Here is a 10,155-nt window from a genome sequence, read left to right on the forward strand (position 1 = left end):
GTCGCTCAGGGATTCGGGCCACCGGCGCGGGGTTGGCCGCTCAGGGATTCGGCCCTCCGGCGCGGGGCTGGCCGCTCAGAGATTCCGGTCCTCGGGGACTGTCGGCAAGGCCGGGATATCCGCTACCGAGATGATCTGTCTTCCGCCGATGAAGCTCCCCGCGACGAACACTCCCGCGTCGTGGGCGTGACGCCCGCGGTGGCTGGCGGAGGCGTCCTCGATCAGCCACGGCGTCAGGTCGAGCTCGAACGCCCCGAGCGCGGTCGCCAGCACGCAGTTTTCCGTGGCGATCCCGCACAGGTAGATGTCCCGCCACCCGCGTCCGGCGATCAGCGCCGCTCCGCCGGCGTCGGCGAACAGGTTGTACCCCTTCTTGTCGATGACGGCCGTCGCCTGCCGCGCGTGCGCCCGCAGCTCGTCGACGATCTCGATCTGCGGCGGCTCCATGCATTCTGTCCAGCCGAGCAGCCGCTCGTACGGCGAGCCCGGATGGTTGACGTAGCGGGTGAACACCACGTCGTTCCCCGCCGACCGCCACCGGGCGACAAGGTCCGCGATGACGGGGACGATATGGGCAGAAACATCGCGAACGAAGTAGTTCTGCATGTCGATGACCACGAGCACGGACTCGCCGGAACGTACCGTCACGCTACTAGGTTCGGACGTGATGCCCCGGACGCGCCATCACCCGCGCGGCTCGACGGCAGTGTCGTACCCGCCGCCCTTCATCGGGGGCGGCCCGTCAGGCGCGGCGGATCGTGATGTCGCCGTCGTGGCTGCGGGCGCGGATCTCGACCGTCTCGTCGAACCCGTCCGGGCTCTCGCGGGCGTCGAGGGAGTTGAGCAGCCTGCCGTTGGCCGTGCTCACGTCGAGGAACGCCGCCGTGCCCTGCCGGATGCCGACCTCGAGGTCGCCGGTCGTGCTTGTCAGGACGACCGAGCCGCGCGCGACCTCGCCGATCCGCACGCTGCCGTGCACGTTCTTCGCCTCGACGCCGCCGTGAGCGCGCTCGACCTGCATGTCGCCGCTGGTGCCGATCAACCGCAGGTCGCCCGTCACCTCGCCGATGTAGCACTCCCCGTCGTCGTTCCTGATCGACGCGGGGCCGTCCACCTCCTGGATCCTGATCTCGCCGGAGGCGCTGGAGACCTCGGCCCGGCCGGTGGCGCGCTCGACGCCGATCTCGCCGCTGTCGCTGGTCAGCTGGATCGCGCCGGCCTCGTCGAGCCGGATGTCGCCGTGGTCCGTCTGCAGCCGGCAGTCTCCCAACCGGCCCGTGCAGTGGAACTCGCCCGACGTCGTCGAGCCCTGTACGTGCGAGCCCGACGGCAGCTCGATCGTCACGCGGACCGACTCCCCCCAGTCGCCGAACAGGCCGGCCAGGGCTGACAGGCCCCACCCCTGGCGCCGCGGGCCTGCTCCGGCGCCCGCATACCGGGACTGGGCGGACTCCTGCTGGGCGCTTTTGACGACCAGCTTGCCGGCCGCGTAGCCGATCTGGACCGCGGCCGCCCCTCCCTCGCCGTCGTCAGGCCGGGCGTCGACCACCGTGGTGGCGCGGTCGCTCGCGATGATCCTGACCTCTGCGCCGGGCAGGTCGATGCTGACCGAGATCGGCTCGGGTGTGTCGAATGTCGGCATGAAACCCTCCTCGTGGTTGCGTACGTCCGGGCCTCAGCCGACCCAGCCGGTGTAGCTGCGCCCGCTCGCCGAGCCGCGCCCCGCCGCCCGGCGGCCGCCGGGCTCCAACGTGGCCGCGACGGCACGCACCAGCCAGGTGTTGACCGACAGGCCTTCCCGGCGGGCGGCCTCCTCGACCTGCACCTTCAGGTGCTCAGGGAGCCGAAGGCTGAAGCGGGCCGTGCCGCCTTCCTGGATCTCCACGGGCTGGACGCCCGCGCCGGACGGCCCGCCGTCGTCATCGGGGGCATCCGGCGCGGACGGGTGCTGCGCCGGGGATCGGGTCAGGACGAAGTCGGGATCGCCGCGGCGCAGGCGGACCTCCACCGAACCCGGCGCCAGCTCGCGGGTGATCTCGTCGGCGGCCGCCGACAGGACCTCCAGCAGGATCAGCCGGACGGATGACTCGAGAGGTGAGACAAGTCGCTCGGCGAGGGCGCGCGCGTCCTCGCCGCCTGCTTCCGCGGCGATCGCGAGGTCCCTGTGTAGCCTGTCGACGTACGGCTTGAGATCCATGGCGCCATTATGGCGCCAAAGTGACGCCAACGCCAGCGTCGCCGCGTCACGTCCGGCCGGGAGCGCTCCCGAGGGTGTCGCGCAGCCGGCTCTTCTGGATCTTGTTCGAGCCGGTGCGAGGCAGGTCGTCCACGAGGTCGAGGTACACGGGGAGCTTGTACCTGGCCAGCCGCTCGGCCAGGAACGCCCGCAGTTCGCCGATGGTCAGACCGCGGCCGGGGGCGGTGATCACGAATGCCCGGCCGACCTCTCCCCACGTGGCGTCCGGCACGCCGATCACCGCGACCTCGGCGACCGCGGGGTGCTCGTAGGCGGCCGCCTCGACCTCGGCCGGGTAGACGTTCTCGCCGCCGGAGATGTACATGTCCTTGACCCGGTCGACGATGTGGAAGTGCCCGTCGGGGTCCACGTACGCGATGTCGCCGGAGTGGAACCACCGGCCCTCGGAGAAGGCCCGCGCGGTGGCGGCGGGGTCGTCCCAGTAGCCGGGGGTCACGTTCGGGCCCTGGATGATCACTTCGCCGGGTTCGCCGGGGGCGGTGTCGGTCAGGTCGGGGCGGACGCAGCGGACATTGGTGAAGAAGACCGGGACCCCGGCGGATCCGGCCTTGCGTTCGCTCTCGCCCGCCTCCAGGAACGTGGCGCCCGGCGCCGTCTCGGTGAGGCCGTAACCTTGGCAGAAGGTCAGGCCGCGTTCCTGATAGGTGTGGATCAGCGCGGGCGGGACCGCCGCGCCGCCCGCCATCAGGCAGCGTACGGACGACAGGTCGGCGTCCGCCCAGCGGGGCGACCGCGCGAGCGCGGCGAACATCGTGGTCACGCCGAACATCCAGGTGACGCGATGCCCGGCGATGAGGTCGAAGCAGGCGTCCACGCTCCAGGACGGCATGATGACCGAACATCCGCCCTTGAGGAACGTGGGCAGCAGGCACTGGTTGAGCGCCGCCACGTGGAACAGCGGCGCGCTGACCAGCGTCACCTCGTCGGCGGCGACGTCCACCCCGACCAGGAGGTTGTAGCAGTTCCAGATCAGGTTGCCGTGGGTCAGCGTGGCGCCCTTGGGGCGGCCCGTGGTGCCGGAGGTGTACAGGACGCAGGCCGCGTCGTCGAGGCCGACCGGTACGTCGATGGGCGCGGGGTCGCCGGCGGCGAGCCACTCCTCGTAGTCCGCGCCCAGCGCCACCACCGTGCGTACGGCCTGCCCGAAGGCGTGCTCGGGGGCGTGGACGAGCACGGTCGCCCCGCTGTGGGCCAGCAGGTGGTCGATCTCCGGCGCGGCGAGCCGGAAGTTCAGCGGCACGAAGATGCCGCCGAGCATGTGCGTGGCGAACATCGTCTCCACGAACGCCGGGTGGTTCTGCCCCAGGTAGGCCACCCGGTCCCCTTTGCGCACCCCGGCCGCGCGCAACTGCCCGGCCAGTCGGGTGGTGCGGTCGAACACCTCCGCGTACGTGGTCGCGCGGTCGCGGAAGACGAAGGCGGTGCGGTCCGGCGACATCGCGGCCCGCCTGGCCGGCCACCCGCCGAGCCCTGCGTTCAACACCGTCCCGTCACCTCTCAGGCGTAGTGGCGGTAGACGGCACGGGCGACGCAGGCGGGCTTGCCGACGCCGTCGATCTCGACCGCGAAGTCGCAGAGCATCTGCACGCCGTCGCCGGGTACGTCCTCGACTTCGGCGACCTTCGCGGCCAGGCGGACCTTGGCGCCCACGCGCACCGGGGCGGGGAAGCGGACCTTCTCCAGCCCGTAGTTGATGCTCATCTTCACGCCCTGGATGCCGAGCACCTCGTTGAACAGCGGGATGACCAGGGCCAGGGTGAGATAGCCGTGGGCGATGGTGCCGCCGAAGGGGCCGTCCGCGGCCCGCCGGGTGTCCACGTGGATCCATTGGTGGTCGTTCGTGGCGTCCGCGAAGGTGTTGACCCGCTCCTGGGTGATCTCCAGCCAGGAGCTGTGGCCCAGGTCGCGGCCGGCCAGGGCCTTGATCTCCGCGAGTCCGTCAACCGTGATCATGAGGTCTCCTTGTCGAGGCCGAGCAGGCGGGCGGCGTTGTCCTTGAGGATCTTGGGGCGGACCTCGGGCTTGATGTCGAGCTTGGCGAAGTCGGCCAGCCAGCGGTCCGGGGTGATGACGGGGTAGTCGGAGCCGAAGAGCACCTTGTCCTTGAGCAGGCTGTTGGCGTACCGGACGAGCTGGGGCGGGAAGTACTTCGGCGACCATCCGGACAGGTCGATGTGGACGTACGGCTTGTGCGTGGCGACGGCGAGCGCCTCGTCCTGCCAGGGGAACGACGGGTGCGCCAGGATGACGCGCAGCTCGGGGAAGTCCACGGCCACGTCGTCGACCAGCATCGGATTGGAGTACTTGAGCCGGATGCCGCCCCCGCCGGGCACTCCCGCGCCGATGCCGGTCTGCCCGGTGTGGAAGAGGGCGGGCACGCCCAGCTCCTCGATGACCTCGTACAGGGGGTAGGCCATCGGGTCGTTCGGGGCGAACCCCTGGATGCTGGGGTGGAACTTGAAGCCGCGCACCCCGTGCCCCTCCACCAGGCGGCGGACCTCCCGCGCCCCGGCCCTGCCCTTGTGCGGGTCGATGCTGGCGAAGGGGATCAGCACGTCGGCGTGTTCGGCGCAGCTCTCGGCGATCTCCTCGTTGGCGATGCGCGGGTGGCCGGTGGCGTGCTCGGCGTCCACGGTGAACACCACCGCGGCCATCTTCCGTTCCCGGTAGTAGGCCGCCATCTGGGGGATGGCAGGGCGCTCGTGCGAGCCGAAGTACTGCTCGGACGCGCCGAACAGCACCGGGCTCAGCGAGGCGTGGCCGTCCTTGGAGATCTCGGCATGGGTGTGGACGTCGATCGCGACCAGCTTGTCGAGGTTCACCGTCCGGCTCCCTTGGGGGCGGGGATGCCGTAGGTCTCGGGTTCGGCGCCGACGCCCGTGTGCCACTGCCCGGCGATCGCCTCGGCGCTCCAGCCGCCGTCGGCGTACGCCACCGCCTTCTCCTTCGGGTGCGCCCACAGGGCCAGCCGGTCCCCGCCGACGCCGATCGCCTGTCCGGTGACGCCCTTGGAGTCGTCCGAGGCCAGGTACGTGATCAGCCCGGTCACGTCCTCCACCGTGCCCAGCCCCTCGTCCCTGCGCAGCCAGCCGGGCAGCGGCTCCCCGGTGCGCTCGGACTCCTCGATGACCGGTGCGAACGCCGGGATGGTCTTGGTCATCTCGGTGGCCGCGACCGGGATCACCGCGTTGACCGTGATGTCGGCCTTGGCCAGCTCCATCGCCCAGGTCCGGGCCATCGCGACGATGCCGGCCTTGGCCGCGGCGTAGTTGGTCTGGCCGAAGTTGCCGCGCTGGCCGGCCGGCGAGCCGACGAGGATCAGCCGCCCGCCCGTGCCCTGCTCGCGCATCCGCACCGCCGCCGCGCGGGCGCACGTGAACGTGCCCCGCAGGTGCACGTTCACGACGTCGTCGAAGTCCTCGTCGGACATCTTCCACAGCACCCGGTCGCGCAGGATGCCCGCGTTCGTGATCAGCACGTCGAGGCGGCCGAGCTCCCGTACGCTCGCCCCGATCAGGTGGTCGGCCGCCGCTGTACCGCCGACTGCGGCGGCCACGCCGACGGCCCGCCCGCCCGCCGCGGTGATCTTCGCCACCGCGGCGTCCACCGTCTCCTGATCGACGTCGTTCACCACCACCGCGGCGCCCGCCGCGGCCAGGGCCTCGGCATAGGCCAGGCCGAGGCCACGCCCGCTGCCGGTGACGATCGCCACTTTGCCGGTCAGATCCATGTGGGACACCTCTCAGAACGTGATCACGGGGTCGATCGCCTTGCCCTGCGCGGCGCGATCGATGTCGTCGAACGGGTAGCGGCAGACCGGCTTCCGCACCGGCGGCCCGTCGACTTCCGCACTGGCGGCTGGCCGGCTTCTGCACCGGCGACCGACCGGCTTCCACACCGGAAACCGGCCGGCTTCTGCACTGGCGGTCGGTCGGCTTCTGCACCGGTGGCTGACTGGCGTCCGTACCGGCAGCCGGCCGGCACGGACGAGCGGGACCAGGGCGGGAATCGCGGCCCGCGTCTCAGCCGCACCGGGCGTCGGGGAAAGCCGGCCCGCGCCGAGGATTCGGGAGAGCCGGCCGGCGCCCAAGACTTGGGGGAGCCGGCCGGCGTCGAGGGTCAGGCCGGTCACGCGCCCGCTCCCGGCAGCATGGCGTCCACGTCGAGGGCCGGCTCGGTGCCGGACCTCACGCGCCTGCCTCGGCGGCGTGGCGTCGAGGTCGAGGACCGGCCCGGTGCCGACGACGGTGCGCCGACCAGGACGAACGTGCCCCGGGCGGCCGTCACGGTCTCGTCCGCCGCGGGTACGGCGGCGGCCACCTGACCGGTGGACGGGTCCATCACGGTGGCCCGGCCGCTCTTGGCCGCGTCGACGCCGGTCATATCCGCCACGGCCACGGCCGCCCCTGGCCTTCCTCGGGCTCGGGCTCGGGTTCGCTCATGGTCGCGCTTCTCCCTCACGGATACCGCCCGTGGCAGGGCCGCGGAGTGGCCCCGGCCACACGACGAAAAGGCCGGGTACGCCGCGGACAAGCCGCCTTCAATTGACAGGAAACCTGTCGATGGGCAGTCTTGTTGCCAACAGGTTTCCTGTCAATGGCCTAGCCTGGATCTCCCCGACGACGACTCAGGAGCAGGTGATGGCCGCAACGGCGGAACAGCAGGCGGGAACGGCCGCGGACAAGGCACCGCCGTCGCTGCTCTACATGGTCAAACAGGTGGAGCTCGTCGTCCGCGCACGCCTCGACGACCTGGTGCGGCCGGCCGGCATCACGGTGACGCAGTACACCGCGCTCACCGTGCTGGAGCGGCACGACGGGCTGTCGGCCGCGCAGCTGGCCCGCGACTCGTTCGTCACCGCCCAGTCCGTGGCCGACCTGGTGCGCGCCCTGGAGGAACGCGGGCTCATCCGGCGCGAGCGCAACCCGGCCAACCGCCGCGAGCTGCACATCCTCCTCACCGACGCGGGGCGCGAACTCCTGGCCCGCCTCGCCGAGCCCGTACGCGAGCTCGAGGAGCTCATGATCGCCGAGCTGTCCGCGCGCCAGGTCGGCCAGCTCCGCCACGCCCTCTCCAAGGCGTGGCGGGCCCTTTTGTGAAGCTCTTCGACGACGGTCACCCGACGGCGATGGCGTCAACCGTAGGTCTGACCTGAAACCCAGACCTCAGGTGGACGCGGTGGGACGCGTCCCTCCTCAACAATGGCCGGGTGACGTTGAGCATGTCCTTCCCGGAGATCGTCGTGGTGCTGGCCGCCGCGCTGCTGGTGCTCGCTCGCCGGCTCCCGTCGTCCCGTGCTCGCCGGCCGGTCACGATGGGCGCGTCGGCGGTTGTGCTGCTTTCAGCGGCGGCGCTGCTCCTGGCCGGGGTGCGCTGGCAGTTCGTGCCGGTTCTCGCGGGAGCGGCCATCCTGCTGTCGTTCAGTCTTCCCGTGCTGCTGGGCCGAGCCGCGTGGCGGGCTCCGTGGTGGCTGGCGTTGCCGGGCTGGGCGGCGTGCGCCGGCCTCCTCGCCGCGGGGCCGGTGGCGGCGTGGGCGTTTCCGGTGCCCGATTTCCCCGAGCCGTCGGGCCGGTTTCCAGTCGGCACCCTCGTGCTGGAGTGGACCGATCCGGCGCGTCCGGAGCCCGCGACCCCCGACCCGGATGACCGGCGCACGGTGGTCGTCCAGTTCTGGTACCCGGCGCAGGGGAGCGCCACGGGCACCGCGCGGTCTGTGTATCTCGGCCGTACGGAGCGGGAGGCGCGCGTCGTCTCCGGCGCCGCGGCGGACTACCTCGGGGTGCCCGGCTTCCTGCTCGACGGCGCCTCGACCGCCCGCACCCGCTCGGTGCCGGGTGCCGCCGTGGCCGGGGCGGGAGGACGGTTCCCCGTGGTGCTGTTCTCGCCGGGGCTCGGGGGAGTGCGCACCCAGAACACCGCGTGGGCGGAGGAGCTGGCCAGTCTCGGCTACGTCGTGGTGGCCCTCGACCACCCGTACGACTCCGCCGCCGTCGTCCTCGCCGACGGCCGGACGATCCGCACCCGGGTCGCCGCGACCGGCGACGAGCGCGAGGACGAGCGGCGGGCCGCTGGCTGGACGGCGGTGCGCGCCGCCGACCTCAGCTTCGTCCTGACCCAGCTGGGCCGCCTCGACCGCGGTGGGGTCGCAGGCCCGTTGACCGGTCGCCTCGACACCGCTCGGGCCGCGGTGACCGGCCACTCGATCGGCGGAGCCGCCGCGTTGCTGGCGGCCCGTCAGGATCCCCGGTTCGCGGCGGTCATCGACCTGGACGGCGCTGCCCACGACCCCGAGCCGCGGCCCTTCCGCCAACCGGTGCTCGCGCTCACCCACCCGGTGGACCCGGCGGACAACCCGACCTACATTCCCCGCCTCACGCAGGTGCTCGACCTCAGCACCGCCACGAGCTACCGGCTCACCGTCCCGGGGACGGCGCACCTGACTTTCACAGACGCGCCGCTCTACCTTCCGCCCGTGCCCGCACTGGCAGGGTCGCTGGGCCGCACAGCCGGGCTGCGCCTCACAACCGCCACCAGCGCCGCATTCCTCGACGCGACCTTACGCGGCAAACCGGGCGATCTCACCGCGCAGCTGTCACCGTACGGCGACCTCACCGTCCACCACGCGGACAGCGAGGTACGATCCGGCGAGTGAACGGGCAACACTGGACCGAGCTCCACGTGGGCAGCGAGGTACGATCCGGCGGATGAATGGGCAGCGCTGGACCGACTACCTCTACGAGCGGCACCCGCCGATCCAGCTGCACGCGTGGGCACGCGAGCTCGCCTACTTCCGCTTCTGCCGCGCGTACGGCGGGCACGCCAACGACGGCGACCAGCTGCTGGCCGGGCTGCGCATCGAGACGCAGGACGACCTCGTGCGGACGCTGTCCGCGCTCGGCGTGCCCGTGACGTGGCTCGGCCCCGGCGACCCGCGGCCGGTCCCCGGCGTCGCCTACACCGCGGCCGAGTTCGCCCGCTTCCCGGTCGCCATGCCGCTCTTTCCCGGGATCGGGCAGCCGGGGCACGTGGAGATCGCCGGACAACGCGCCCACGTCTGGTCGCACGGGGATCGGCTGGACGTCAGCGTGGCCGACACCGCCGATCCCTACAGCGTCACCGAGGCTGCGGTCGCTTCGGCCAAGGCGATCGAGACGCTGCTGGCTCCGATCGCGAACCAGGTCGTGGACCCGCCACAGGACGACAGGAACTGCGTATGCCCCAGCTACCGGAATGCGGGTCAGTGCTCCGGCCTTCAGGCCGGAGGTGAAGGCCCGCGCGGGAAGGCCCTCTGAGGCCTGGACGTGTGCCCGCTAGCCGGGACGGTTTTGCTGCTCGATGTACTGGCGCAGGACGCTGATCGGTGCGCCGCCCACCGACCCGGCGAAGTACGAGCCCGACCACAGCTTGTTCGCCCGGTAATAGTGACGGGCCAGCTCGGGAAACTCCTGGCGCATCCTGCGTGAGGAAACGCCCTTCAACGAGTTGACGAGTCTGGACAGGGCGATCTTGGGTGGGAAGTTCACCAGCAGGTGGACGTGATTGTTCTCGCCGTTGAACTCGCGCAGCTCGGTCTCGAAGTCGGCGCACACGTCCCGCATGATCTCCTCCATCCGGTTCAGGTGGGTGTCGGTGAACACCTTGTGCCGGAACTTGGTCATGAAGACCAAATGCGCGTGGAGCGCGAAAACACAGTGTCTGCCAGTTCTGATGTCTTCATGTTCGGCCACAAACCAAAGAGTATGATCAGTGGGTGCAGCTTCGTTGCAACTACCGGCTGTATCCCGACGCCGACCAGCGTGCCATGCTGGCGCGGGCGTTCGGGTGCGCCCGCGTGGTGTTCAACGACGCACTGCGCCTGCGGACCGACGCCCGTGCGGCGGGGCTGCCATACCCCCCGG

Annotated in this window: 14 protein-coding genes; 4 read left to right on the plus strand and 10 right to left on the minus strand. The window is 71.4% G+C overall.

Annotation, left to right across the window (positions count from 1 at the left end):
• Window positions 1-75: 75 nt before the first annotated feature.
• From ABZX61_RS08505 to ABZX61_RS08545, 9 genes are all read right to left on the minus strand, one after another.
• Window positions 76-648 carry a cysteine hydrolase gene (locus ABZX61_RS08505; RefSeq protein ID WP_355192661.1) on the minus strand — a complete coding sequence of 191 codons (573 nt, stop codon included), beginning with the start codon at window positions 646-648 and terminating at the stop codon, window positions 76-78.
• A gap of 94 nt (window positions 649-742) precedes the next feature.
• Complete coding sequence (locus tag ABZX61_RS08510; RefSeq protein ID WP_355192663.1) at window positions 743-1,642, minus strand: DUF4097 family beta strand repeat-containing protein; 900 nt, start codon at window positions 1,640-1,642, stop codon at window positions 743-745.
• 33 nt (window positions 1,643-1,675) lie between these two features.
• Window positions 1,676-2,197 (minus strand): histidine kinase, encoded by a 522-nt coding sequence (locus tag ABZX61_RS08515; RefSeq protein ID WP_355192665.1) that lies wholly within the window; start codon window positions 2,195-2,197, stop codon window positions 1,676-1,678.
• 46 nt (window positions 2,198-2,243) lie between these two features.
• Window positions 2,244-3,740: a long-chain fatty acid--CoA ligase gene (locus ABZX61_RS08520; protein ID WP_355192667.1), complete on the minus strand. Its 1,497-nt coding sequence runs from the start codon at window positions 3,738-3,740 to the stop codon at window positions 2,244-2,246.
• Between the two features lie 14 nt (window positions 3,741-3,754).
• The gene (locus tag ABZX61_RS08525; protein WP_350735003.1) at window positions 3,755-4,210 is read right to left on the minus strand and encodes a MaoC family dehydratase; all 456 of its coding nucleotides are present in this window, start codon (window positions 4,208-4,210) and stop codon (window positions 3,755-3,757) included.
• Window positions 4,207-5,079, minus strand: a complete 873-nt coding sequence (locus ABZX61_RS08530) for an amidohydrolase family protein (protein ID WP_355192669.1) — start codon at window positions 5,077-5,079, stop codon at window positions 4,207-4,209. The genes ABZX61_RS08525 and ABZX61_RS08530 overlap by 4 nt, the downstream gene beginning before the upstream one ends.
• Window positions 5,076-5,987, minus strand: coding sequence for an SDR family NAD(P)-dependent oxidoreductase (locus ABZX61_RS08535; RefSeq protein WP_355192671.1), 912 nt, complete (start codon window positions 5,985-5,987; stop codon window positions 5,076-5,078). The genes ABZX61_RS08530 and ABZX61_RS08535 overlap by 4 nt, the downstream gene beginning before the upstream one ends.
• A 12-nt stretch (window positions 5,988-5,999) precedes the next feature.
• A complete protein-coding gene (locus tag ABZX61_RS08540) occupies window positions 6,000-6,389 on the minus strand; it encodes a hypothetical protein (RefSeq protein WP_355192673.1) in 390 nt (129 codons plus the stop codon).
• Window positions 6,386-6,655, minus strand: a complete 270-nt coding sequence (locus ABZX61_RS08545; protein WP_355192675.1) for a hypothetical protein — start codon at window positions 6,653-6,655, stop codon at window positions 6,386-6,388. The genes ABZX61_RS08540 and ABZX61_RS08545 overlap by 4 nt, the downstream gene beginning before the upstream one ends.
• 242 nt (window positions 6,656-6,897) lie before the next feature.
• Between ABZX61_RS08545 and ABZX61_RS08550 the strand changes: the two genes are divergently transcribed.
• From ABZX61_RS08550 to ABZX61_RS08560, 3 genes are all read left to right on the plus strand, one after another.
• Complete coding sequence (locus ABZX61_RS08550; protein WP_355192677.1) at window positions 6,898-7,356, plus strand: MarR family transcriptional regulator; 459 nt, start codon at window positions 6,898-6,900, stop codon at window positions 7,354-7,356.
• 110 nt (window positions 7,357-7,466) lie between these two features.
• Window positions 7,467-8,909 carry a hypothetical protein gene (locus ABZX61_RS08555; RefSeq protein ID WP_355192679.1) on the plus strand — a complete coding sequence of 481 codons (1,443 nt, stop codon included), beginning with the start codon at window positions 7,467-7,469 and terminating at the stop codon, window positions 8,907-8,909.
• 52 nt (window positions 8,910-8,961) lie between these two features.
• The gene (locus tag ABZX61_RS08560; RefSeq protein ID WP_355192681.1) at window positions 8,962-9,549 is read left to right on the plus strand and encodes a hypothetical protein; all 588 of its coding nucleotides are present in this window, start codon (window positions 8,962-8,964) and stop codon (window positions 9,547-9,549) included.
• A gap of 18 nt (window positions 9,550-9,567) precedes the next feature.
• Here ABZX61_RS08560 and tnpA read toward each other — a convergent pair whose 3' ends face one another.
• A complete protein-coding gene (gene tnpA / locus ABZX61_RS08565) occupies window positions 9,568-9,984 on the minus strand; it encodes an IS200/IS605 family transposase (RefSeq protein WP_355192683.1) in 417 nt (138 codons plus the stop codon).
• Between the two features lie 23 nt (window positions 9,985-10,007).
• On the opposite strand from tnpA, the gene ABZX61_RS08570 reads away from it, so the two are divergent.
• The coding region (locus ABZX61_RS08570) for a helix-turn-helix domain-containing protein (protein WP_355192723.1) at window positions 10,008-10,155 on the plus strand (148 nt) is incomplete at its 3' end.

This window comes from Nonomuraea sp. NPDC003709 (assembly GCF_040610775.1).
GTDB classification, from domain to species: domain Bacteria; phylum Actinomycetota; class Actinomycetes; order Streptosporangiales; family Streptosporangiaceae; genus Nonomuraea; species Nonomuraea angiospora_A.

Coding starts and splice junctions, on each gene's coding strand:
- ABZX61_RS08535 (WP_355192671.1), bottom strand. CDS start 5,987: ATGGATCTGACCGGCAAAGTGGCGATCGTCACCGGCAGCGGGCGTGGC.
- ABZX61_RS08560 (WP_355192681.1), top strand. CDS start 8,962: ATGAATGGGCAGCGCTGGACCGACTACCTCTACGAGCGGCACCCGCCG.
- ABZX61_RS08525 (WP_350735003.1), bottom strand. CDS start 4,210: ATGATCACGGTTGACGGACTCGCGGAGATCAAGGCCCTGGCCGGCCGC.
- ABZX61_RS08510 (WP_355192663.1), bottom strand. CDS start 1,642: ATGCCGACATTCGACACACCCGAGCCGATCTCGGTCAGCATCGACCTG.
- ABZX61_RS08515 (WP_355192665.1), bottom strand. CDS start 2,197: ATGGATCTCAAGCCGTACGTCGACAGGCTACACAGGGACCTCGCGATC.
- ABZX61_RS08550 (WP_355192677.1), top strand. CDS start 6,898: ATGGCCGCAACGGCGGAACAGCAGGCGGGAACGGCCGCGGACAAGGCA.